The 25,960-nt window shown below is 55.5% G+C and carries 16 protein-coding genes; 11 read left to right on the forward strand and 5 right to left on the reverse strand.

The genetic code is table 11. The features are described 5' to 3' along the window. Nucleotides 1-198 precede the first annotated feature (198 nt). Nucleotides 199-537, forward strand: coding sequence for a winged helix-turn-helix domain-containing protein (locus tag AC0L6S_RS10060; protein ID WP_473428351.1), 339 nt, complete (start codon nt 199-201; stop codon nt 535-537). A 43-nt stretch (nt 538-580) separates the two neighbouring features. On the opposite strand, the gene AC0L6S_RS10065 is transcribed toward AC0L6S_RS10060, so the two are convergent. Continuing rightward, nucleotides 581-2,239 carry a di-heme oxidoredictase family protein gene (locus AC0L6S_RS10065; protein ID WP_473428352.1) on the reverse strand — a complete coding sequence of 553 codons (1,659 nt, stop codon included), beginning with the start codon at nt 2,237-2,239 and terminating at the stop codon, nt 581-583. A gap of 424 nt (nt 2,240-2,663) precedes the next feature. On the opposite strand from AC0L6S_RS10065, the gene AC0L6S_RS10070 reads away from it, so the two are divergent. The 9 genes from AC0L6S_RS10070 (at nt 2,664) to AC0L6S_RS10110 (ending at nt 17,484) form a co-directional block, all read left to right on the forward strand. Next, complete coding sequence (locus tag AC0L6S_RS10070; protein WP_473428353.1) at nt 2,664-5,069, forward strand: TonB-dependent receptor; 2,406 nt, start codon at nt 2,664-2,666, stop codon at nt 5,067-5,069. Nucleotides 5,070-5,147: 78 nt separating this feature from the next. Further along, nucleotides 5,148-5,624 (forward strand): cupin domain-containing protein, encoded by a 477-nt coding sequence (locus tag AC0L6S_RS10075; RefSeq protein ID WP_473428354.1) that lies wholly within the window; start codon nt 5,148-5,150, stop codon nt 5,622-5,624. A 44-nt stretch (nt 5,625-5,668) separates the two neighbouring features. Further along, a complete protein-coding gene (locus AC0L6S_RS10080; protein ID WP_473428355.1) occupies nt 5,669-6,517 on the forward strand; it encodes an SDR family NAD(P)-dependent oxidoreductase in 849 nt (282 codons plus the stop codon). Then, a complete protein-coding gene (locus tag AC0L6S_RS10085; RefSeq protein WP_473428356.1) occupies nt 6,514-7,347 on the forward strand; it encodes an SDR family NAD(P)-dependent oxidoreductase in 834 nt (277 codons plus the stop codon). The genes AC0L6S_RS10080 and AC0L6S_RS10085 overlap by 4 nt, the downstream gene beginning before the upstream one ends. After that, entirely contained in the window at nt 7,340-8,722 is a 1,383-nt protein-coding gene (locus AC0L6S_RS10090) for an SRPBCC family protein (RefSeq protein WP_473428357.1), read from the forward strand. The genes AC0L6S_RS10085 and AC0L6S_RS10090 overlap by 8 nt, the downstream gene beginning before the upstream one ends. A gap of 162 nt (nt 8,723-8,884) precedes the next feature. After that, complete coding sequence (locus AC0L6S_RS10095) at nt 8,885-9,892, forward strand: zinc-dependent alcohol dehydrogenase family protein (protein ID WP_473428358.1); 1,008 nt, start codon at nt 8,885-8,887, stop codon at nt 9,890-9,892. Nucleotides 9,893-10,312: 420 nt separating this feature from the next. Beyond that, nucleotides 10,313-14,878 carry a glutamate synthase large subunit gene (gltB, locus tag AC0L6S_RS10100; protein ID WP_473428359.1) on the forward strand — a complete coding sequence of 1,522 codons (4,566 nt, stop codon included), beginning with the start codon at nt 10,313-10,315 and terminating at the stop codon, nt 14,876-14,878. A gap of 14 nt (nt 14,879-14,892) precedes the next feature. After that, nucleotides 14,893-16,332 (forward strand): glutamate synthase subunit beta, encoded by a 1,440-nt coding sequence (locus tag AC0L6S_RS10105; protein WP_473428360.1) that lies wholly within the window; start codon nt 14,893-14,895, stop codon nt 16,330-16,332. A 192-nt stretch (nt 16,333-16,524) separates the two neighbouring features. After that, on the forward strand, nt 16,525-17,484 hold the full coding sequence (locus AC0L6S_RS10110; protein WP_473428361.1) for a HEAT repeat domain-containing protein: 960 nt from the start codon (nt 16,525-16,527) through the stop codon (nt 17,482-17,484). Between the two features lie 12 nt (nt 17,485-17,496). Here the strand turns inward: AC0L6S_RS10110 and AC0L6S_RS10115 are convergent, their stop codons facing one another. Both AC0L6S_RS10115 and AC0L6S_RS10120 read right to left on the reverse strand, forming a co-directional pair. Continuing rightward, the gene (locus AC0L6S_RS10115) at nt 17,497-19,215 is read right to left on the reverse strand and encodes an N-acyl-D-amino-acid deacylase family protein (RefSeq protein ID WP_473428362.1); all 1,719 of its coding nucleotides are present in this window, start codon (nt 19,213-19,215) and stop codon (nt 17,497-17,499) included. Nucleotides 19,216-19,305: 90 nt separating this feature from the next. Next, nucleotides 19,306-21,624: an efflux RND transporter permease subunit gene (locus AC0L6S_RS10120; protein WP_473428363.1), complete on the reverse strand. Its 2,319-nt coding sequence runs from the start codon at nt 21,622-21,624 to the stop codon at nt 19,306-19,308. Between the two features lie 226 nt (nt 21,625-21,850). On the opposite strand from AC0L6S_RS10120, the gene AC0L6S_RS10125 reads away from it, so the two are divergent. Continuing rightward, entirely contained in the window at nt 21,851-23,662 is a 1,812-nt protein-coding gene (locus tag AC0L6S_RS10125) for a redoxin domain-containing protein (RefSeq protein ID WP_473428364.1), read from the forward strand. An 18-nt stretch (nt 23,663-23,680) separates the two neighbouring features. Here AC0L6S_RS10125 and AC0L6S_RS10130 read toward each other — a convergent pair whose 3' ends face one another. Both AC0L6S_RS10130 and AC0L6S_RS10135 read right to left on the reverse strand, forming a co-directional pair. After that, nucleotides 23,681-24,628 carry an NAD(P)H-dependent flavin oxidoreductase gene (locus AC0L6S_RS10130; RefSeq protein WP_473428365.1) on the reverse strand — a complete coding sequence of 316 codons (948 nt, stop codon included), beginning with the start codon at nt 24,626-24,628 and terminating at the stop codon, nt 23,681-23,683. 220 nt (nt 24,629-24,848) lie between these two features. Next, complete coding sequence (locus tag AC0L6S_RS10135; protein ID WP_473428366.1) at nt 24,849-25,886, reverse strand: glutathione S-transferase N-terminal domain-containing protein; 1,038 nt, start codon at nt 25,884-25,886, stop codon at nt 24,849-24,851. Between the last annotated feature and the right edge of the window lie 74 nt (nt 25,887-25,960).

Genomic DNA, 25,960 nt, shown 5'->3' on the forward strand with positions numbered 1-25,960 from the left:
CAGGGATATAAAGCGGCGTCAGGCGAGCCAGGTGCATAACAACGAGGTGCCGCCCGCCGCAGGGGAAGTGAGCTAATTCGCGGCCTCAAATGAAGCTGTCCTGAGTACATTCTCCTCAGGTTCTCCACATTTTCTGCTAACTCACTACTTTCTCTCGCTCCAGACTGCAGGCATTGGACAACCGAAAGGGATATTAGTATGCGGGAATATTCGAACAGATCAGCGGGGGAATACAACTGCGAAGTGGTGAGCTATCGCAATGTGATTCTGTGCCCACAAAATTTCCTATGCGAGGTTGAGGGACAGCCTGTTAAGCTCACTCCCGTCGAATTTCGCATGTTGCAGGCCATGATCACGCATCCGGGCCATGTGCTCTCCCGTGACCTGTTGATGGACAGGAGTTATACCGATGGCCGGATCGTCAGTTACCGCACTATCGACAGCCATGTGAAGAACTTGCGCAGGAAGCTTACGAGCGCGGGTACCGGGCACTCACTCTTGCACTCAGTCTATGGTATTGGCTACAAACTCGAGTAGCCTGAGCCAACATCACAATTTCCCATGAGACTTGATGGCATTGCTAGGGCGCGAGGTAGAGAACAAGATTGTCGAGAAATGCGATCAAATCGCTTTGCTCACCCGAACTCAGCGCTGCAAACTGGTTCCTGCTGACACTCGCCTCTCCCCCGTGGAGCAGGATTGCCTCAGCAAGTGTCGTTGCTCTGCCATCGTGCAGGTAGGGGGCAGTTGAACCCACACCCCACAGGTTTTCCGTCAGAAAAACGGCGGAACCAACATTGCCCTCATCAATTTCCTCGGCCAGGGCCGAGCCCATGTTGTGCCGCTTAAGATCACCGTATAAACGGACAATAGCACCTCCGGCTTCAGTGCGTTCGAACTGCCCCAGAGTCTGACCGGATTCCAACAGCTGCGGGTTGTCCGGAATATCGGCGGTGATATCAAAGTAGAGCGCGACAGCGGGCAGGCTCAGCTGACTGCCAGCGGGGAAGACACTATCCCGGTACTCGGGGTGCGTCGAGGGTTCTGAAAACACTGGATTGGAAATCGTCAGCGCGGCGCTATGGCAGGACTCACAACCCGAAGACTCGAACAGAACTTCGCCATTCTCTATACTTTGAATGTCACTACTTGCCAGCGGCAGGCCGTACTGATCCAGCTCTTCCTCACTCAGGGTCCAGGCGTACTGATCCAGCTCGAGCAGAGTCACCGGACGCGGTTGTGCGGCATTGTAGATCGCTAGCGCCGTCATATCGCCTACGGATAACTCGTCGGCTACGCCATCGAAATCACTGTCTGCGTGACCGACCAGTTCCGTAGCCTGCATGCCAAGCTCCTGGTGGGATGCGCCCCTCACGAAATCCCGCACAAACGCCGTCAAGCCTTTCCACTCGAACGGCTTTATCACCAAATCCCTGTCAATTCGCTCCAACTCGCGATATTTGGTACTCTTGCAACTGACTTCAATAACGCCAAAGTTGATACTCTTGGTAGTTAAAGTCTGGCTGACTCGGATCCCTGACGCACAGCTTTGAGCTCGCGCCGACGCTAGCTGCGCCTGCAGCTCCGTAGTCATTTCCTCTGCAAGTAACTGTACCGCTCCCATGCCAAACAAATGAGGAGATTGCCGTTCTATCAACCCGGTCTGGCGCCGCTCTGGATCAATGCGTATGACATTGTCACTCACTCCCCCACCGCCGTCGGCGACAGGCTGGTTGTGGCAGCTAATGCATGAATCTCCGTTGGGCCCGGTAAACCTCATGGGCTCAACACTGGCCCAGGCCATGGGCCCCTTGAGATCCGGGCGCGGAAGCGTAGAGAAGCGTTTGCCATTACCTACATTTACTCCGACGCCGTCCAGCGCGTTGTAGTTGATCTCAAAAAGCTCGTCGCCCTGCTCAAAAGCGTATTCGAATGCCTCCAATGGCGGCATGGCTTCCAGCAGCGCCTGATCTACATGTGCGCCCAGGTGCTGTTCTACAGAACCACTGTTCAAAATGCCTACTGTGTCGGCAATGCTGGAAAAGTCAAACGGACTGACGCGTTGCTTATTCACACTTTTACCGGAGTCGCGCTTGTGCTGCTCGACATGCTTGGAGCCGAAATCGGCCTGCGCAATGGTGCTGGCGATAATCAGGCCACACGCCAAGGAAAGCGGTAGCGTCCTCGCCCCTGAATACTTAAGACTCCCCCTTCGCGCCAAGCGCAATGTTGTCATCATAGAGCGTTTCTCCACAAAAATTATTTATAGTGTAAGCATCAGAAGTAGACGCAATATAACAACGTATTGTTTTTCAATTGTGCAGAAAATGTGGATTTTGCATTCCACGCTGAAACAAAAACGCACTGCCACCTGTGCGGGCGGCAAATTGCTTCACCCCGGTCGTCCTAAAGAAGCCCGTTTTTGGGATAGGCGGCCAATTCATGACCTTTTTGGGGGGAGCTTACGGGCAGATTGAATGCAAAAACTGTCCTTAAAGATCAATATTTGTATGCGCTGGTACGATAAATTTTCGTTTCACTGTTGTCGAGTGACGCGCTTTGCAGGTTGCTCACTCACTCTGTCCGTGCAACAGAGGCGCAGTAGCAGCCCATCAGCGAGCTAGCACTGAACGATTTCCATAACAAAACAAAGGAAACGGATTATGAAAATGAGAGATTCCCAGCCACTACGATTCCAGACTACAGCCCTGGCCCTGGCCATCACGCCCATAGCGTCATTTGCCCAACCCATGCTTGAAGAAGTGATGGTAACGGCCCAGAAACGCGTGGAGAGTCTGCAGGATGTACCTATCTCTGTGTCGGCGATGAGCGGCGAAAAGGTGATGGACAACGGCATTACCAATCTGGAGGAATTGTCGCTCTACATACCCAATGTCAATATCAATCAGGGGCAGGCGCAACCCAACCTCTTTATCCGCGGTGTCGGCTCAGGCACCAATGCCGGTTTCGAGCAATCGGTGGGGATGTACATTGATGGCGTGTATTCCGGGCGCGGTGCGCTGGCGGCAGTGCCACTGACAATGGACCTGCAACGCGTAGAAGTGTTGAAGGGGCCGCAGGGTATCCTGTTCGGCAAGAACACAATCGGTGGCGCCATCAACATCACTACCAACAAGCCCACGTTTGACAATGAGGGGATGGTAGACGCGCTGTATTCCGATGATGCGAATGAGCAAATCTATACTGTCGTGCTCAATGGAGAGATATCTGAAAAGGTTGCCGGACGACTCGCCGTGCGCTACGACGGCATGGATGGCTGGTGGGACAACCAGTACTTACAACAACAGGGCCCCAACAGTGACAACTGGTACGGCCGCGGTCAGCTCCTTTTTGATATCAACGACAACCTGGAAGTACTGGCAAAGTATGAGTACGGTGACTTTCAAAGCAACGACCTTCCCTCCGTTGTCTACCAATCGGATCAACCGTTAAACTTCCGGGGCGAAGATGTCTTTCCCATTGTTGATGATCAGGACAAAGCGGCCGCTGACCTCGCGGACACCAAGGATGTGCGCACCGATGTAGGTGCCATTACCGCCAACTGGGACATAGACTTCGCCACACTGACGTCAATCTCAGCCTATTCCTCCTATGATCTCAAACGTCAGTTGAACGCCGATCGAAGTGCGACGGCTGCGATACACAGAACCCAGCACGAGAAATTTGACCAGTGGAGCCAGGAGCTGCGCCTGGTCTCTCCCGGCGGTGAGACGCTGGACTGGATAGCGGGCGTGTACTACGAACATTCCAATCTGGATATTTCCCGCACCAGCCCGGCAATCGATTTTGCGCTGCAGGGCCCACTAGCCAGCGCTGCTCTGATCACACTACCGGAGGCGGGCATCATACCGACAGAATTCGATCAGGATACCGATACTTACGCGGCCTTCGCCCAGTTAACGTACAGCCTCACCGAGACCGTTAGAGTCACCGGTGGCCTGCGTTACAACTATGAGAAAAAGACACTCGACAAAAGCGTCACCAGTCCGGTCGGCGCAAGGGGCACTTCATTGGGCGCACCTGATCTCATCGTCCGCGCAAACCCGGCGTCCGGTGCAATCATCAGTGACCTGCGCAGTCACAACTGGCAAGGCCTTAGCCAGGACGCGGACAAATGGACCTGGTCTGCCAATACACAGTGGGACGCAACCGAAAACGCTATGCTCTATGTCAGTGTGAGCACTGGCTTTAAAAGTGGCGGATACGATGAGGCCTATTCCAGCGAGGGTGATGTCGTCAGATTGTCGGATGACATTATTACCGGCGAACCCAACGGGCAAACCATCCCCGGTGCAGACTCCAGTGTGCTCGAGTATGATCCGGAAACCGTGACCGCCTATGAAATCGGCGCAAAGATGACGTTGCTCGATGGTGCAGCGGAATTGAACGCAGCAATATTCCGCTCAGATTATGACGATCTACAAACCAGTTCACTGGAAGGGGACGTGTTCGTGGTGGGCAATGCTGGCGAGGCTCGCATTCAGGGCGTGGAGTTGGACGGTCGCTGGGCACTCACGGACAATCTGACACTCAGCGGTGCGCTTGCCTATCTGGATGCACACTACGAAAACTTCACAGGAGCGACCTGTACCATCCCGCAAGTCACGGACCCAGCAAACAATCCGGGTTGCCTGAACAATGGCGGCGACAACATCGTGAACGCCAATGATCCCGGCGGCCAGGACCTAGGCGGCGACGACCTTCTGTTCGCTCCGAAATGGAGCAGCAATCTCAGCCTCCAGTACGTGTACCCCTTATCGAACGGCTTGCAGATCATGACCAGCGTCGACATGAACTACAGCGATGATTACTACTCCGCATTAGACCTGGATCCAAATACGCAACATGACAGTTACACCCGATGGAATGCGCGCATTGCTCTCTCCGGAAATGACGATCAATGGAGTGTTGCACTTCTGGGCAAGAATCTTAGCGATGAAACCACCCACGTCTGGAAAAACGACGTGCCTGTGGCGAACAGTAATTCCTATTTTGCCATCCCCGAACGGCCCCGCTCAGTGGCGGTTCAGGTTCGCTACCGATTCTAGACTCACGCCCGTAACACGGGCCTTCTGCACTGCTTTTGACGATTGAACATTACACAGCATCATTTACAGGAGAGAACCATGCACAGTGAATCCATGAGTATTATCCGCGATGCCAACCAGGAATGGTTGCGCATCCCGTTACCGGGCGCGGAGGGCGTCAGTATCAAAGTACTCAAAGCGGACGAGGTTATGGACCGCGTTGTGGTAAAAATTCGTTTTGATCCCGGTAGCCGCATGCCGAGACACGTTCACGACTGCCGCGCAGTTGCGTATACGATAAGTGGCAGCTGGGCCTACGATGAAGGCAGCTTCGTCACAGGTGAATGTGCCTGGGAGGAAGAGGGAAATGACCACACCCCATGGAGCGACGAAGGGGCGGAGTTATTCATCGTGTTCGATGGTAAGGACGGGCGCTACCTTGATAACATCCTGCCCGATGGCACGATTATCAAACTCGGCATGCCGATACTCAAGGCATTTGAGGGTCTCACGCAGGAGGAAGCTGATAACATTGATATCGAACCACTGATCGAAATCATACCGGCGGCGGCCTGATCAAGCCCCTCTCTTCCTGACTGCAATTTTTTCGCGGAGTATTTATGGCAGCGCAGAATCAACCGACCGCAGTCTATGTTACAGGCGGCATGAGTGGCATCGGCAGGGCCCTGGCGAGCGCATATATTCGCCGCGGTGCGCACGTTGCGATCTTTGATCTGACAATCGATGATGCCGTGCTCAATGAGTTATCCAGTGAAAAACTACATGCAGGGCAGATAGTGGTCGCGTATCAGGCAAGCGTCACCGATTTCCCAGCCCTGGGCGAAGCTGTCACTCAAGCTGTTGCGACCATGGGAGCGCCGCAACTTGCACTCAATTGTGCGGGTATACAGCGGGCACAGCCTTTCAATGACTTGTCAGCCGAACACTTTGAGCAGGTCGTACAGGTTAATCTGATCGGATCGCGCAACTTTGCCGCCGCTGTACTGCCAATCATGGGGTCAGGTTCGCGCCTGGCATTGGTGTCTTCCATGGCGGGCTTCGTGGCCAACTACTCCTATGCCGCCTACAGTGCATCAAAATTTGGCGTGATTGGACTCGGCCGCGTGTTGCGGTTGGAATACAAGCCTCGAGGCATCGCTATCTCGCTGATTTGTCCTCCTGAAGTCGACACACCGATGGTGGTTGATGAAATGAAGAACATGCACCCAGTGTCACGCCGGCTCAAGGAATTTGGCGGCTCTCTGTCGCTGCCAGCGGCCATCACCATGATTCTTGCCGGCCTCGATGCAGGTCGTGACGTAATCATTCCGGGTGGCAAAGCGAAGATGGCATACTTCCTTGGCCGCTACCTACCCGATTTTGTCATGAACTTCATCGCAGACAAAATTGTGCTCTCTGTTCTTCGCACAATGAAGCGCGACAAAGCGACCCAGGTAAAAACGCAATGAGCCCACAACGCTGTGTTTACATCACCGGCGGCTCTAGCGGCATCGGCCTTAGCCTGGCAAAAAAGTATGCGCAGGCTGGTGATAATGTGGTTCTAATCGCTCGCGAACCGGCAAAACTGGATACAGCGGTGCGTGAATGTAGAGCCTGCGTTAACAATGCGCACCAGCGTATTGCCGGAGTATCGATTGATGTATCTGACATCGACAAACTACCGACACGAATCACCACTGTTATCGAGGAGCACGGTGAACCCGATACCCTGATTTTGTGCGCGGGAATCGCCGGAAATAAAACCTTCCTGCAAATGAGTTCGAGTGAATTCGATGCGCTGATGGCCATCAACTTCACCGCCAGCCGTGAAATGGCGCGCTGCATTCTACCCGGGATGCTGCGAAAGGACCGCGGCAAAATTGTTTTTATGTCTTCCATGAGCGGCCTGATGGGGGTGTACGGGTATAGCGGCTACTGCGCCTCAAAATACGCCATCACCGGGTTTGCGCAGGCATTGCAGCAGGAATTATACGGAACGGGGGTCAATGCTATTATTGTTTGCCCGACGGAGGTGGCAACGCCTATGATCACCGCTGAAGCGGATACTGTTCTGCCACAAACCCGGTTGCTGAAAGACCTGGCTGGCACGTTGCAGGCCGATAAGGCGGCTGAAATCATCATCAAGGGTATCGATAAAAACAGGGACTTAGTACTCACCGGCTTCGTCCCCAGGTTGTTCGACTTCTCCCATCGCGTTTTTCCCGGATTATTTCGGACAATCACCCGATTAATCATCCGTCACGCCTCTCGCCAATCCCAGGACATCAATCGTGTCTGATAAACATATCGCCCAGGTCGCGCTCTGCGCGCTCAATGCCGAACAATTGAGGCAGTGGTACGAAAGTGCTTTTGGTCTGGTGAAAGCCGGAAAAATATTCACCACGCCACCAATGAACACAGACAGGATTCAGGGCATAGTGCCCAATCCAACGGAAACCGTTTCATGGCTTGTCGATCGGCAGGATTATTTTCAACTGGAATTTTTCCAATTCTATCGACCCAAATCCCAACGCAAACCCAGCGATTGGCGCCCGTGTGATATCGGCTACAACATGGTGGGAATACATGTAGCTGACTTCGACAAGGCTCTGCACCGGATTGGCGCTGTAAGTGACAGGCCTTTGCCTGCCATATCCGGCGCGGTCGGTGACCGGCGACTGTGCCTTCAGGACCCCGAGGGCAACTGGGTGGAGGTCATGGAGCGCGATCCCATCACACAAATACCGGAAACCGATCCGGGCATCGTTCGCCCAGAGCTACCCTCGGCCGTTCGTTTTATGCGCGTATCTGTCCCCGACCTCGACAAAACTCGCAACGCTTTCGTGAACGCAATGGGCCTTACCGAGGTCGACGATTTCCAGCTACATACCGAGGAACATGAGGCTCTCTGGGGACTGAAGGGCGCGTTGGTGAAAACAGCATTGCTGCGCAGTCAGAATTTTTTGCTGGAGCTGGTTGAATACCAGAGCCACCAGCCCAGAACGAGGCCACAGGGATACCAAATATGTGACCAGGGCTTTATGAATGTCGCGCTGGGCTATCGCGAAACGGCTGAATTTGACCGTGCGTTCCAACAGGCGACAAGCAATGGCATGACGCCAAATGGCAAACCCGTCGATGTCGGTATCTTCCGCGTCATGTACGTTAACGACCCGCAGGGGTTTAGCGTGGAAATGTTAAACGCAAGGCGCTCATTGTGGTCGCTATCAGGGTTTAACCCTGGCGGGCCGTATGTCGAGAACGAGGTAGCAATCAACGCTTCCGCCGACGAGGTATGGAGAAAACTCAGTGATCACTCGGCACTGGGAAACTGGGGGCTGTTTAAAGCAAGGGTTCTGCATCCTGGAGAGGAGTCCGAGAATGGCCTTGGCTGTATACGAGAACTTTCAGCCTTTGGCCTGCGAATCACCGAGGAGGTAATCGGGTGGAAAGACGGGAGTCACTTCACTTACAAGCTGCGTACAGGCGCGCCTTTCAAATGGCATCAGGGTGATGTTTTTGTGAGCGAGGTCAACGGGGTGACCACAGTCCGCTGGGTCATTCGGTTTCAATCCCGCATTCCATTCACCGGAAACCTCTGCGCATTTTTCCTGCGGATTATTTTCAAACAGACCTTAAGGAATTTCAAAACCGAGCTGGAAACATTGTTGTGATACCGTCTGTATCAGATGGGTATCGGCGTGGAATAGTCTATTTCTCGGCCCGATCACCAAGCAGGTAAAGTATTCGATGCGCTTGCGGTAAAAATCGCTTACGCTCTGGTGTTCGCTATTCACGATTCGACAACCCTACAACGACAGCAGATGGAGAGAACAGTGCGCGCGATCAAATTGACTAAACCCGGTGGACTGGACAACCTGAAATTGGCCAAAATAGAGGCAGTGGAGCCCCAGTGCGGAGAAATCCGAATCCGCAATCATGCCAGCTCGCTGAATTTTCACGACTATGTGGTGGCCCTCGGCCTGATAGCGACCGAGGATGGCCGTATCCCGATGTCTGACGGGGCAGGTATTGTCGAGGCTGTGGGCGCCGGAGTGACCGAGTTTCAGCCCGGCGATAAAGTCATGTCCTGTTTTTTCCCGCACTGGGACGATGGCCGCGCCGACAGTCTGGCGAAAGTCGGTGGCGTACCGGGCGACAATGTCGATGGTTTTGCGGCTGAAACCGTCACCATGGCAGCTTCGGCGTTTACCCACATGCCGACTGACTATTCATTTGAGCAGGCGGCCACCCTCCCCTGCGCTGCCCTCACGGCCTGGCGCGCACTGATGGTAGAGGCGAAGGTCAAGCCCGGCGACACCGTCCTTGTACAGGGCAGCGGGGGAGTCTCGGTGTTTGCCTTGCAGTTTGCCAAAGCGGCAGGCTGTCATGTGATCGCCACCTCCTCTTCTGAGGCCAAGCTGCAGCGTTTACAGGAACTGGGCGCGGATCAACTCATCAACTACCGCGAGGTTGAAAGCTGGGGTGATAAGGTGCTGGAAATCACCGCCGGGCGCGGCGCCAATGTGATTGTCGAGGTTGGCGGTTCGGGCACACTGCCCCAATCCGTGCGGGCGGTGGCAATGGGCGGCCATATCTCGATGATCGGCGTGCTCACGGGGTTTCAGGGTGAGGTGCCAACGGCGGAACTGTTCCAGAAAAACGCCGTGATCAGCGGCATCACCGTGGGCTCCCGCGCAAGCCAGATCGATATGGTAAAAGCAATCGATACCAATGGAATACAGCCAGTAATAGACCGTACATTTGGCCTTGAGGAGCTGGCTGACGCATTCCGGCTGCAGGAGTCACAACAGCACTTTGGCAAGATTTGCTTGAAATTCTAGCGAAATGCCTGCCGTAGCCGCCTACTGGCGGCGTACGACTTCACAACCGCCAGCAATGGGAGTGACGGGTTCACAGCGTTGCTGCGGGTGAGTGAACACCATATAACAAGTCTGGGTTTACCGATTTTTCGCAAAAAAGGTGTTCCGGACGGAAAATCTTATTTCTATGCTTAATGAAAATAGTTATTAAATACAATACCTTAGCTCAAGATAAAGCGAGTCTACAGCTGGCATCCTCTTGACTTTCAGGCACTGGATGGTATTGTCTGCGCCCCGCTCAAAATGTGCATTAATACCGCTTTAGTTGGTAGCCGACCGAGAAGCTCAGGCTTCCGGTGCAGCACCGCCCTGAGCGATTGTTTATTGTCGGGCGTTAAACGCTGGTTTGTTTGATATCGCACCACCAAATGAGTTGAAAGCATGATGAACAAGAGAATCGACGGCAAAATCGGGTTTCCCGCCAAGCACGGTCTTTACGACCCCGCCCTCGAAAAGGATTCCTGTGGCGTGGGCTTTGTAGCTCACGTGAAGGGCATCCCCAGCCATGAAATTCTGACGGACGCCTACCACATCAACTCCAGAATGGACCATCGTGGCGGTTGTGGCTTCGAGGAAAACACTGGTGACGGGGCTGGTATCCTGACCTCCATCCCGCATAAATTTATGCAGAGGGTCGCCTCCGAACAGGGTTTCACCCTGCCGGAAGTGGGCGCCTATGCCGTGGGCAATGTTTTTCTGCCACACGATGCCGACAAGCGCGCCGCCTTGAAGGCCAGCTATGAGACGCAGGTGAAAGCTGAGGGGCTCACCCTGCTGGGTTTCCGCGAAGTGCCGATCCGGCCCGATGAGGCCAACATCGGCCCCGCGGCACGCGAAGCCATGCCTTTTATCGAGCAGATCATCGTCGGTGGCGGTTCACCCGAGGATCACAGCTTCAATCACTCGCTGTACCTGATCCGCAAAAGGTTCGCCTCAGCCGCCAAGCGTGAATACCCCGGCGAGCTGATCTACACCTGCAGCCTGAACTCAAGAATTATTGTCTATAAAGGCATGCTGACGCCTGCCCAGTTGTTTCCGTTCTATCCGGATCTTGAGGATGAGGACTATGAGAGCCACCTGGCGATGGTGCATTCGCGCTTCTCCACCAACACCTTCCCCTCGTGGGACAGGGCGCAGCCCAAGCGCTTTATGAGCCACAACGGTGAGATCAACACCCTGCGCGGCAATAAAAACTGGATGACTGCCCGTGAGGGTGCCGCAGTCAGCGATCGTTTTGGCGACAATCTCAAGGATCTGTTCCCCATCGTGGAGCCGAACCACTCGGATTCCGGCAGCTTCGACAACGTACTGGAATTCCTGCTGATGACAGGCCGCACACTGCAGGAAGCCATCATGATGATGGTGCCTGAAGCGTGGCAGTCCGATGTCAATATGCCCAAGGAAAAGCGCGACTTCTATGAGTACAACTCCGCGCTGATGGAGCCCTGGGATGGTCCTGCCTCCATCGTGTTCACCGACGGCCACTATATCGGTGCCGTACTTGATCGCAACGGCCTGCGCCCCTCGCGCTACTACCTGACACACGACGATAAAGTGATCATGGCTTCCGAGGTGGGTGTTCTGCCAGTAGACCCGGCAAATGTTAAAGAGAAAGGCCGACTGCAGCCTGGCAAGATGTTCCTGGTGGACTTTTTCGCCGGGCGTCTGGTGCCAGACGAAGAGCTGAAAATGGAGTTCGCCAGCAAGCGGCCCTACGGCCAGTGGCTGGACGAGCAGAAGTTGGAACTGTCGGATCTACCGCCGGATCACGCAGAGCTGGACTACGAGCCTGACACACTGCTTGAGCGCATGCAGGCCTTCGGTTACACCGTTGAAACCATGCAGTTCATGCTGTTGCCGATGGTGACCGAAGCGCGTGACCCGCTGGGTTCAATGGGCAACGACAGCGCACTGGCGTGTCTGTCTGACAAGTCGCGCATGATCTACGACTACTTCAAACAGCTGTTTGCCCAGATCACCAACCCGCCCATCGATTCGATTCGCGAAGAAGTGGTGATGTCCCTCACCTGCTTTATCGGGCCCGAAGCGAACCTGCTGGAGACCACCCCAGAGCACGTGCACCGGCTAGAGTTGCACCACCCTGTTATCTCCAACGATGAACTGGCCAATATCAAAAATCTCAACCGCGATGGCTGGAAAACCAAAACCATCGACACAACCTTTGAAAAGGACAGTGGTGCAGACGGCATGTTGGCTGCGCTGAATCGCGTATGCGAGGAAGCGTCCGAGGCTATCAAGGACGGTTATTCATTCGTCATTCTGTCGGATCGGAATATAAGCGCATCGCGCATGGCATTGAGCGCGCTGGTGGCCTGTGGCGCCGTACATCACCACCTGGTGGCACGCCACGAGCGCACCCGCATCGGTATCATCATTGAGACAGGTGAAGCGCGTGAAGTGCACCATCACTGTCTGCTGGTGGGCTACGGTGCAGATGCCATCAACCCCTACGTCGCATTCGAGTCTATCTGGCAGGCGCTGCAGGACGGCCTGCTCGACAAGAAAGTCTTCCCGAACAGCACCTCTATTGTCGCTGCCTATAAGAAAGGCGTCGCCAAAGGCATGCTGAAGGTAATGGCCAAGATGGGCATCTCGACCCTGCAATCCTACAAGGGCGCACAGATTTTCGAGGCTGTCGGCCTCGCTGATGACATCATCGATCGCTGCTTTGTCGGCACAACCAGCCGCGTGCAGGGTGTGAATTTCGCCACGCTGTTTGAAGAGATGAAGCAGCGCCACGAGATAGGCTATCCGGTGCGCGACCAGCACCAGATAGAAGTATTGCCTAACCCGGGCGACTTTCACTGGCGCCGCGGCGGCGATGGCCATATGTGGGATCCGGAAACTATTTCCAACCTGCAGGTTGCAACCCGCACTAACAGCGAGGACGCCTATTGGAAATTCGCCAACCACGCGAACTCCGAATCCACACGCCGCGCCACTTTCCGCGGGCTGATGGATTTCAAGGACGTCAGTGATTCCTGCGATATCAGTGAAGTGGAAGCCGCATCTGAAATCGTGAAGCGGTTCTGTACCGGTGCAATGAGCTACGGCTCCATTTCAGCGGAAAGCCATGAAACTCTGGCTGTCGCGATGAACCGTATCGGTGGCAAATCCAACACCGGCGAAGGCGGTGAAGACGTGCTGCGCTTTGAGCCGATGGATAACGGTGACTCCAAGCGCTCTGCCATCAAGCAGATCGCCTCCGGCCGATTTGGCGTTACCATCTGGTATCTTGCCAACGCCGATGAACTGCAAATCAAGATCGTACAGGGCGCCAAGCCCGGTGAGGGTGGAGAACTGCCCGGCGGCAAAGTCGACCAGATCATTGCCTCTATCCGGCACTCCACACCGGGTGTGGGCCTGATCAGCCCGCCGCCGCACCACGATATTTACTCTATCGAGGATATTGCCCAGCTGATTCACGATTTGAAGAACGCGAATCCCGGCGCACGCGTCAGCGTCAAACTCGGCTCCGAGATCGGCGTGGGGACTATCGCAGCGGGCGTGACCAAGGCCAAGGCCGATCACCTGGTAATTGCCGGCCACGACGGCGGCACCGGTGCATCCCCGCTCACCTCGATCAAGCACGCTGGCTTGCCGTGGGAACTGGGTATCGCTGAAACGCACCAGACACTGGTCAAGAACAACCTGCGTTCGCGTGTAGTGCTGCAGACAGATGGCCAGATCAAGACCGGACGCGATGTCGCTATGGCGTTGCTGCTGGGCGCGGAAGAGATCGGCTTTGCCACTGCGCCGCTGGTGTCTTTGGGCTGCATCATGATGCGTAAGTGTCACCTCAATACCTGCCCCGTGGGCATTGCGACACAGGACCCCGAACTGCGTAAGAAGTTTGCGGGCAAGCCGGAACACGTTGTGAACTACTTCTTCATGGTGGCCGAGGAGCTGCGCCAGATCATGGCGAAGCTGGGCATCCGCACCGTCAACGAGATGGTCGGTCGCGTCGACCTGCTGAAAACGCGTGACGCTATCGAGCACTGGAAGGCACGCGGGCTGGATTTCAGCAGCATGCTGACACCGGCAGAAATTGTCTATGAGGGCACCGAGGTGTACCAGACGATTGAGCAGGATCACGCGCTCGACAAGGCACTGGACAATATGCTGATCGAGAAAGCACAGCCAGCCCTGTTGCGCGGTGAGAAGGTGCATATCGAAAGCGACATCATCAACATCAATCGCGTGGTCGGCACCATGCTGTCACACGAGGTGGCCAAAGCGACCAAAGGCAATTTGCTGCCCGACGATACCATCAACATCAAGCTGAACGGCTCGGCCGGACAGAGCCTTGGCGCATGGCTGGCCAAGGGTATCACGCTGGAAGTCGAAGGTGATTGTAACGACTATGTCGGCAAAGGCATGTCGGGCGGACGGATCATCGTGTATCCACCCAAAAACAGTAGCTTCAAGCCCGAGGAGAATGTATTGATCGGCAACGTCGTGATGTACGGCGCCACCTCCGGTGAATCCTATTTCAACGGCATCGCCGCGGAGCGCTTCTGCGTACGCAACAGTGGTGCCAGCGCCGTCGTCGAGGGCGTGGGCGACCACGGCTGTGAGTACATGACAGGCGGACGCGTAGTTATTCTCGGTAAAACCGGCCGCAACTTCGGTGCCGGCATGAGTGGCGGTATCGCTTACGTCTGGAACAAGGATGGTGATTTCGAGCGCATGTGCAACACCGAAACCTTCGAGCTTGAAAGCGTCGAGGTTGCCGCAGACATCGATGAGTTGCGCACCTTGATTGAGAATCACCAGAAATACACGGGCTCTACAGTTGCCGCTAATATTCTGGCCAACTGGGAAACAGAACTCGGCAATTTTGTAAAAGTCATGCCGACTGATTACAAACGAGTTCTGCAAGAAATGTCCGCCGCCGAAGTCATAACCGCAGCAGTCGGTTCGTAGGAAGATTATTGATTATGGGAAAGCCCACAGGATTTAAAGAGTACGAACGTAAAACCGAGCCCTATCGCGATCCAGCGGTGCGTCTTGTCGATTTCGATGAGATCTACACCGAGCACGACGAGTCACACCTGCAAACACAGGGTGCGCGTTGCATGGATTGCGGTGTGCCGTTCTGTCAGTCGAACAACGGATGCCCTGTGTACAACCTCATTCCTGAGTGGAATGATCTGGTGTACAACGGGCGCTGGCGCGATGCGCTGGATCGGCTGCACACCACCAATAACTTCCCGGAGTTCACCGGTCGCGTCTGTCCCGCGCCCTGTGAAGGTGCCTGTGTACTGGGCATCACCAACCCGGCGGTCACCATCAAGAATATCGAAGCAGCGATTATCGATCGCGGCTTTGAAGAGGGTTGGGTTACGCCCAAGCCAACCGCAGACAGCACCGGCAAGACCATCGCCGTTATCGGCTCAGGCCCCTGCGGCCTCGCTGCGGCAGAGCAGTTGAACACGGCTGGCCATAAGGTCACTGTTTACGAGCGCGCCGACCGACTGGGCGGGCTGCTGATGTACGGCATTCCCAACATGAAGCTGGACAAGGGCATTGTAGAGCGCCGCATACAGTTGATGCGCGATGCAGGTGTTGAGTTTATCGTCAACGCCGACGTCGGCAAGGATATCGACCCGGCCAAACTGATCGCCGACAACGACGCAGTACTGCTGGCCACCGGCGCCACGCTGGCGCGCGATCTGCCGATTCCCGGCCGCGATGCCAAGGGTATTCACATGGCCATGGAGTTCCTGACAGCGAACACCAAGAGCCTGCTGGATTCCGGGCTGGAAGACGGCGCTTATATCTCCGCCAAAGACAAGAACGTCATCGTTATCGGTGGTGGTGATACCGGGGCCGACTGTATCGGTACCTCGCTGCGTCACGGCTGCAAGTCTCTGGTGAACTTTGAGTTGCTGCCCAAGCCTCCCGCCGAGCGCGCTGAAAACAACCCGTGGCCGCTGTGGCCGCGCATTTACCGCGTCGACTACGCACACGCCGAAGCGGCCGACGTCTACGGCGACGACCCGCGCGTCTACTCCATTATGAGCAAGGAATTCCTGAAGGATGAGGACGGCAACCTGACCGGTGTTGTTACCGTCAACGTAGACGAGAACATCAAGGAAATCCCCGGCACGGAAAAGACCTGGGAAGCGGACCTGATCATGCTCTCTCTGGGCTTTTTGCAACCCGAGCATTACATCAATGAATCGCTGGGTATGGATATCGACGAGCGCGGCAACTTCCGAGCGACCAAGCAGGACTATCGCACCAGCGTGCCCAAGGTCTATGCCGCTGCCGACTGCCGTCGCGGCCAGGATCTGGTGGTACGGGCGATTAACGAAGGTCGCGAAGCGGCCCGTGAAATCGACCGCGACCTGATGGGCTCGACCGAGCTTCCATAGACTCAAACCAATTCATGCCGGTGAAATCATTCGCCAAGCGGAGAATAAAATGAAGTGATTTCACAGGCATTGATACGGCTATCAATATGCCGCCTAGGCATCTCTGCATGCTCATTAATCAACTTGTGCCTGTATGGACCACTATCGCAATCTCAAGCAATTTCTCGCTTTAGTAAAAGGACTTTTATGTACGTGACAATCAAAGCAATCACATTAATTCTAATCGTAGTTCTCTGCCAGGCCTGTACTCTAGCTATCCCAATTGATGACCCAGAGTTGTCTACATTGGCTTACACTGACGAGCAATCATCCAGTGAAGTTCAACTGCGGTTTATATCTAGCCTCCCTGCAGGCCACGCTTCCTCAGTGGGAAGGCTTCCGATTGATTTACAATATAGCGGAACTCCCTTTGATGTCAGGACATTCATGAAAGAGAACCTGCAGCAGGAGCTCGACGCACGAGGAGTGCCCGTAGAGTTCAATGATTTGTCACTACGCACAATCGACCTTAAACACTATGAAATTTACAATCGGCGAATAAGTGGCTTTTCTCCGTTGGTTACAGTAACCACTACCCGCATGGATTTACAGACAGAGAACGGCATAGAGAAGCTGGTGTCTGTTGTTAAAATGGCGAAGGTCCCCGTATGGAGTATGGATGAAGTAAATGAACCCTGCTTTAACCAGCCCGTCGAGCTTGTAGTGAAAGAAATCGCTGCAAAAATCAATCACTCCATTGGAAAAGGCTCCCTCACCGATGACGAAGTAACCGCCCTTGTGAACACAGTAAACCGATCCGCAGACTCTGAAACATTGGCTTACCTCGATGTATATGAACTTGGCTTTTCAAACAATAGCAGTGCTATTGCCCCGCTGTTAGAGCTAACGCAACATGACAGTGACTACGTAAGACTCGCTGCAATTTCCGGCCTCGGTATTCTAAAAGCCCAGAGTACGTATCCCAACCTCAAAAGCATATACCAAACAGCTCGCCTTTGGCAGGATAGAGGAATGGCCCTGAAAGCAATGGGCGATATTGGAACCCCGGAGTCTTTAGCATTTCTTGCAAGTGAAAGACCAAAGTTTTCGGGAAAATCAGGGGATGAAGCACTTTGGAACAATCGAATCATCGGCCTATATCTCGACGATTGAACCGGATACCTGCTAGCTGGGCACTGGCTGAGCGCCGCGCAGCAATCTGCCGCTCATCTCTCCGGTCGACTCGCCATTGCGAAAAGCCACCTTGCCTGAGATCAGCGTGGCCTCGTAACCCACCGCCTTCTGCACCAGCCTCCTGCCATTCGCCGGCAGGTCGTAGACAATTTCAGGCTCACACGGGCGCAGTGCCTCGTAGTCGATGATATTGATATCGGCCTTATAGCCGCTCTTCAGCACCCCCCTGTCCATCAAGCCCAGCTGCTGTGCCGTTTCACTGGTCTGCATTGCGATCAGTTTCTGCAGCGGTATTTTCGGCCCTCGGCTTCTGTCCCTGCCCCAGTGTTGGATGAGCGTTGTGGGGAAACTGGCATCGCACAGCGCACCGCAATGCGCGCCGGCATCTCCGAGGCCGGAGAATGTGTAGGGGTGATCAAGCATGGTTTTTACATGGTCCAGATTGCCATTCTCGTAATTGAACAGCGGCAGGTACAACAGCGCCCGGCCGTCCTTTTCCAGCAGGGCGTCGTAAATCAACTCCTGCGGAGTCACCCCCTGCGCCGCTGCCTGTTGCGCGAAGGAGTCCTTCGGGTCCGGCTCATAGTTAACCGGCTCACACAGGCGGAACAGTTTGTCGTAACTGTATAAAATCTCGTTCAGCAGCGGCTGGTCCATTTTGATGATATTGGAGTTCAGCAGCCGCTGCCGAAACTCGGGGGTACGCATGACCGCCACCTGTTCGTCCAGCGGCAACGCGGCAATTTCCTGATAGACCTCGTACAACAAAAAAGGGTTCAACGTGGCTGTTAATCCCTGCAGGACACCGGTGGCGCGCGGCGGCACCTGCCCATACATTTGCACACCTTCCGCCTGCGCTGCAGCCACACCGTCCAGCAACTGTGTCCACCACTCGGGGCGGGCATCCTGTTGCTCCACGGTCAGGGAAATGGGCCGGCCGGATTCGCGCGACATACTCTTGAACAGTTCGAACTCAGCATCGAAATTATAAAAATCAGAAATACCCTGCAGTACGCCTGTGCCGGTGGCGCCAACAGCACTGGCGATGGCCAGCAGTTCATCCGCATGGGCGGTTATGGTGGGCGTCAGAACGCCACTAGAATCCTTGTGCTTTTCGGTACGCGAGGTGCTGAAGCCCAATGCTCCCGAGCGGATGGCATTGCCAACAATCTCCGCCATGCTATCGATTTCCTCGAGCGTTGCCTCGGCGTGTTCCGCACCGCGTTTTCCCATCACATAGGCGCGCACCGCCCCGTGTGGTATTTGCGTGCCGACATCCAGTGCCAGCGGTTTCTTTTCCAGTACATCGAGGTATTCAGGAAACGTCTCCCAATCCCACTGTATGCCCTCGTGCAATGCGGTGCCGGGAATATCTTCCACGCCCTCCATCAAACCGATCAACCAGTCGCGCTGCTGTGGCTTGCAGGGGGCAAACCCTACGCCGCAGTTGCCGGTCACGATGGTTGTCACACCGTGGTAGGAAGACGGCGCCAGCAGCGGGTCCCAGGTGACCTGACCGTCAAAATGCGTATGTATATCGACGAAACCGGGTGTGACGATTTTACCGGTGGCGTCAATTTCCTCGCGACCAGACGCTTGAACATCGCCTACGGCGGAGATCCTGTCGCCATCAATTGCGATATCCGCCATCACCGGCTCGGACCCGGTACCGTCATACACCTTGCCGCCTCTTATCACGATGTCGTGCATACTATCCACCTCTTACCCATTTAATTAAGCGCACTGACCGTCAACACCACAAAGTGCGAGCCACTGCTCCAGGCTTTCCACTTCAACCGATCAGCCGATCTGTGCCCTGCCCGCAGAGAGCGCCCGCCGCCGCTCCCACCAGTTATCAAACTTTACCAGCAACGGTGGAAGGAACAATAAATCCAGAAATAGCGCCACCAGTACGATCGGTGTTAGCAGCAGTGCGACGTTCTGGTAGTAAAACGTATTGGAGAAAACCAGGATGAGCGTGCCTGTCGCCAACGACATGGTCGTGATGGTAATGGCCGACCCGGCGCGATCCAGCGAGTACTGGACTGCCTCTTCGGGTGATTCACCTTCCCGCCGCGCATGGATGTACTTGCTCAGGACATGGACGGAGTCATCCACCACCAGGCCTATGCTAATGGAGAACAGCATCAGGATATAGGGACTCAACTCGCCGACAAACAACCCCCAGAAACCGAACACTATCGTCGCCGGAAAGAGATTGGGCAGCGTGCTCAGCAGGCCGTAACGCACGCTTTTAAGGCCGACCAGCATCGTCGCGGTTATCAGCAGAAAGCTCAGCGTAAAACCCTCCATCAGTTGCAGCGAGATGGAGCGGTCCAGTCGCGCGAAGAGTATGCTGTTGTCGCCGTGCATCATCGTATACTCGGGCGGCAGATTTTCATCGAGCCAGTGCTCGATCTTGTCGTTGAGACCGAGCAGTTCGACATTGGACAAACCCGAGGTACCGACCACCAGGCGAATGGCGGAGTAATCCGGGTTGAACAGCGGCGACAGGTTGGGTTCGATTTCCTGTATCAGCTGATAGGTCACGAGATAATCGACAATTTGCAGCGTGTCCTCAGGCAGTATCTCCCAGGCCTTGTCGTTATCGTGTTCGGCCATGTTGCGGTTCTTCAGAAATCCGGTATAGCTGGAGACGAAGCTGGTTTCAGGCTGCGCCTCCAGCCAGTTTGAAAATGCCTCCACTTTGCGCAGAAATTCGACACTGGTAATGCCGTAGTATTCTCCGCTGCTGATACTGTAGGCGAGGCTCTGGTCATTGCCGATTTTCTCGGAGAGTGCTTTGTACGCGTGATGGAAATCAGAGTCCTTGTCGATAAAACTGAAGCGATTGAAATCGACTTTGTTCAAGGGCAACAGCGCGAGCGTGGCGACCACCAGCACGGCGCCACCCCAGAACAAGACAGTGCCGCGCGTTGCCACCAGACGGCCTACCGCCGCAATAAAACCACGCACACCCAGTGGCCGCGGTACTTTTTTCACCGGCACCAGCAGGATCAGCGCCGGCAACAGGGTAAGTGTTACCAGATAGGCGAAGCAGACCCCGATCGCCACTACATTGCCAAACCCGTAAATCCCCGGCGACGAACAGTAATTCAGACTCAAAAACCCCATGGCTGTGGTGACGGTAGCGAGTGTCACCGGCTGGACATTCACCAGCAGGCTTTGCCGCAGTGCCTCCATACGGCTGAGATTTTTCTGCAGCCCCTGCAAGTACACTGATACCAGATGAATACTATCGGCCATCGCGATCATCAACACGACCAGCGGCCCCATATTCGAAATCTGGTTAAACGGTATGCGCGCCCAGCCGTAGGTGCCGATCGTCAGGCCTACCGCCAAAAAAGACACGGCAAACACACACAGCGAAAACAGTAGAGACCCCAGGCAGTACCACAGCAGGCCTACGGTAACGACGATGACCACGGGGAACAGGTAGCGCGTATCCTTGATCTGGGCCGTGTAACTGTCCAGTTCGAACAGTGCGCGGCCGAGTATGTAGATTGTCAGATCGGGGTACTTCTCACGGAGCGAGTCGCGCAGCGCAACCACAGAACGGGCGACACTGCGCCGTGTCTCCTGATCGTCAGGGTTCGCCTTGTACTTGATAACTGCCAGTGCCAGATCACCTTCCGGTGACAGCATTCTGTCGGTGAGATCTTCATCGTTCAGTGCAACCTCACGGATTGCACGCAAATCCTCCTCACTGAGATTATCGAGCTCCGGCACCAGATAATCGCGCCCCTGCAGGTCGGCATCGACGGCATTGAGGCGGCGATTGAGCAATGACCCCACAGAGACAGCAAACTCCACCTCGCTGTAGCGATCGGTCAACTCCTGCATCGCGCCAAGCGCATCCATATTAAAAACATCGCCACCGGGGACGAGAAAGGTGAACAACACTGACGTACTGGGCGGGAAATCGGCGTTGACCTGTTCTACCTGCTCCCGGTATGGATCATCTTCTGCGAGAATCGAATTAAACGAGCTGTCGATACTGGTGTAAGCCACGCCCCAGCTCACCACAGCACCCAACAATACGGTGAGTACGGCAAGCGGGATACGTTGCGCCAGGAGCAGGTTGATGAATGGCTTCATAGCGGGTTCGAGCAATGAGTGGTGGCTTTTTATAGCACATTTCGGCGCTGAAAACGCCGCCATCGCCGGTTGGACTATGCTAATGTTTGCGACAGTATCGCGGCGTGGTTGCTATCGTGTGCGCCACCAGTATGATTTTTAGCGCATATGACCGCAACACAATGGCCGAATGCTGGTGTTGCACGGCGACATCGTCGCGCGTGACTGAGTAATTGGAGGAATCGCCATGAATACCATTAAGTCCCTACTGGCAACTCTGGCCACCGCCCTGTTGGTTGCACTCGGCTGCGCGCACAGCATTGCTGCACACTCGCCCAGCATCGGCGATTTTTCACTGCTCGACCACCAGGGCAAGTTTCACCAGCTGAGCTGGTACGACAATCAGAAAGCCGTGGTGATCTTTGTTCAGGGCAACGGCTGTCCCATCGTTCGCAACGGCACCCCCACGCTTAAAGCCATCCGGGATGAATACGAAAATCAGGGAGTCGCCTTTTTTATGCTCAACCCACAACCGCAGGACAACCGGGAGAGCATTGCCGGTGAGGCGGAGGAATTTGGCTATGACTTTCCGATATTGGTGGATGAAGCTCAACTGGTGGCAGAATCGCTGGACGTCGACCGGACGTCTGAGGTGTTTGTGATCGATCCAAAAAGTCGGGCGGTACTATTCCGTGGCCCCATCGATGATCGCCTCGGCTATGAATCGCAGAAACCCGAGGCGAAGAATCACTACCTGAAGGATGCACTGGACGCTGTGTTGGCCGGGCAGGAAGTGGCCGCGATTGATGTCGAGGCGCCGGGCTGTCTGATCAACTTTCCCGCCCGTGAACAGTACATAAAAGATCCTGTCTCCTATACCGACGATATCGCCCCCCTGCTGGCCGACAAATGCACTGCCTGCCATCACGATGGCGGCATTGCCCCCTGGTCTATGACTGACCACGCGATGGTGCAGGGCTGGTCGAAAATGATGAAGGAGGTCGTGATGACCCGGCGCATGCCGCCCGGGCAAATTGACCCCCACGTGGGCAAACCGATCGACGATGTGGTGGAGATGACGCCCGCTGACCTGCAAATGCTGGTGCACTGGATTGATGCTGGCGCCCCTATCGAGGATGGCGCAGAGGACCCTCTGGCGGCGCTGACCTTCGACGATGCCAAATGGACGCTGGGCGAACCCGATATCGTACTCCAGGTCCCCCCGCAGACTATCCCGGCCACCGGCCTTGTCGACTATCGCTATGTGCCGGTTGAGCTCAATCTGGACAGGGATATCTGGGTGCGTGCAGTGGAGTTTGTCCCCGGCGACGAGAAAGTGCTGCACCACGTGATCGCGTATCTATCGAGCCCCGCCGACAAAACCAGCCGCGCCAGTACCGACGAGGGTGATAGGGACGACAGCATCGCCGGCTTTGCACCGGGCAGGCAACCGGATCAGTTCCAGGACAATAGCGGCCGCCTGATCAGGAAGGGCTCCAACCTGCTGTTGCAAATGCACTACACCACCTATGGCAAGGAAACCGTGGACGAAACTGAGGTTGGGCTCTACGTGCTGGAGGAACCGCCGGCGCACGTTATGGCTGGTGGTGTTGCCGGCCAGCGCCGGTTCATGATTCCCGCTCACGCCAAGGAACATAAACTGGAAGGCGTGCAGCTGATTGAAAAAGACGCCTACCTCTACAGCATGACGCCACATATGCACTATCGCGGCAAGTACATGAGCTTCACGGCGGAATATCCGGACGGCACTTCCGAGGTCATCCTCTCGGTGCCCAAGTATGAGTTTAACTGGCAGTTCAGCTACCAGTTGGAGGAGCCGCTATTCCTGCCCGCAGGTACACGCCTGGTGGCCCGCGGCGCAATGGATAATTCCGAGCAAAACCGTTTCAATCCCGACCCTTCCAAACCGGTACTGTTCGGCCTGCAGACCAAACACGAAATGTTCTTTGGCTTTACCACCTTGCGTTACGTCGGTGATACCCCCGAAGCAGCTGCAGACAGCGAGCAACAGGCCGATGACGATATCGCCGCGCTGTAGCTGCCAAGGTCAGACCGGCTAGGAGGCGTATTTTCCCGCCAGGCCCTGCATGATGCTTTCAAACTCGGCCATGGTCTGTCCGATGATTTCACTGGCGCTTTTGACGGAATCGATGCGCCCGGCCACCTGCCCCGACAGCGGAATCGCCGCCTCCATATCGCCACCGAAATAGAGCTCCTGCAGATTAGCCATATTCTCCATGAGATCGATTTTGCCGTGCAGCGCCAACTCACTGGTGCGCGCCGTGCGCAGCGCCCGCAACGCGGGGCGCGATTCCTGATTCAGGAAGACAGTATCGGTTTCCTGCGCAGCGACCACCGCGACTTTCCAATTCGCGTGCACCGGCGAATCAGAACAGGACAGCATACGCGTACCCATCTGAACACCCTCTGCCCCCATCGCAAAGGCGCCCGCCATGGAGAGGCCATCGCACATACCTCCGGCGGCGATAATAGGCACATCGACCCGAGAGCGTATCAGCGGCAACAACACCATAGTGGAGACAGGGCTGGGATTCTTGAAACCACCACCCTCGCCGCCTTCTACGACTAATCCATCCACGCCACAGTCTATTGCCTTCATCGCCATATCCAGCGTTGGCACCACGTGAAATACCTTGATACCGGCATCCTGAAAGGCCTGCGTACACACTTTCGGACTACCCGAGGAGGTGGTCACAAATTTGATGCCCTGCTCGATAACAAAGTCGATCACATTGGTGCCCTTCACATAGGACAGGGCCACGTTCATACCGAACGGCTTATCGGTCAGCTCGCGCATCTTCGCGACCTCGGCCTTGATGTTGTCGAACTCCCCGGAGGACGTTTCGATAATCCCCAGCCCGCCCGCATTGCTCACAGCAGACGCCAACTGGGCGCGGGCTATCCAGCCCATCGGTGCTTGAATGATCGGGTAGGCAGTGCCTGTCATCTCGGTGATGCGGTTGTTGATCGGTTTGGTGCTCAAAGTGCTTTCCTCGTCGTAAGGTTTTGATTTCAGGTTGGTCCGAATGGTGCTTACCAAGACAACAATGTGACATCGAGGCAGAGAATTGAAGTCTATATGGTTGGGACTGTGCGAGGCAGGACGCCGAGCTCAAGCCCCCATGGATGGGTTCACGGCGTGTCCCAACCATATAGACTTCAATTTTCTGCCGTCTCGAGGCTCCCATACCTGCCACTGCGGGCTAAGCCAACATACTCTCTATTCCTGTACCTGCAATCAGCGCATCTACACGCGCGCGATCGCTTGCACTGAGCGCCTGATAGCGCTCATTGGTCCACTTCAGGCACTTGGCCTGATACGGAAAGGTCTGCTGTGTCCACAGTGCGCCATCGATCTGCGCTTCCCAGGTTTTCTCGCCCGCCTGCACCGCTTTCTGATTCGCCAGTTGCGCCGGTGCATAGACACGGCCTATCTCAGCCAGTAGCTCTCGCAGGCTGTCCGGTTGATCTTCCGGTGCAATCCAATCGCCGTCCTGCGGATCAAGGCCGGTCTGGTCGCGCAGATGGTCGACCCAAACAACGGTGCGCGGCGATATTGCGTGGGCGATTTCACGTGGCGTTGGATCGAAGCCTACCAACTGTGTCAGTTGCCCGTAGAGACCGAAGTCACCTGCTGCGGGCCGTGTGCCGAGCATGAACTTCTGGTTGGACAGATGATTCTCCATGGCTGTCAGGTAACGGCGATAACTCGTGTCGATCACCGGCGCTGTGGTGTCGTTGGAGCCCACCACATACAGGCGGTCGATTTGCCGTTTGGAAAACACCGCCTTGAAGGTGGCGTGGGCGTCGGTGGGTAGACTCACATCCATACCCAGCGGCAGCATGGTACCCGCGTTGTCGGCATCCTGCTCGGGGTACCAGCGGTAGTGGAACATGTACTTGGTGCACCACTCGTCAGCAAAATCCTCTATCAGGTAGTCGATGAACGCCAGCGCAGCATCCGTGGGCAGGACAGAGCGACCGGGGTACAGGGACTCCAGCCGGCGTATGATCGGCGTGGAATCGCAAACGCCCTCTACCTCGCCCTCATCGTTGTCGAACAGGAACGTGGGCATGAAGATCGGCTTCGGCTTCTCGACACCCAACGCATCCAGAAAAGCCGCCGGGTCACCCCAGGTGACTTGGTAGGGAATGCGCCGATAACGCAGTAGCGCGACCATTTTCTGGGTGTAGGGCGAGCCGGGGGCGCCAACCAGGCGCACAGGGTCTAGTGAGGACATTCCAGATACTCCATCGATAATATCAGCGGGCGATACCGCTTGCGGCTTCGAGGTACATATTGACATAATTCATG

It is taken from the genome of Halioglobus sp. D3-4, assembly GCF_055809315.1.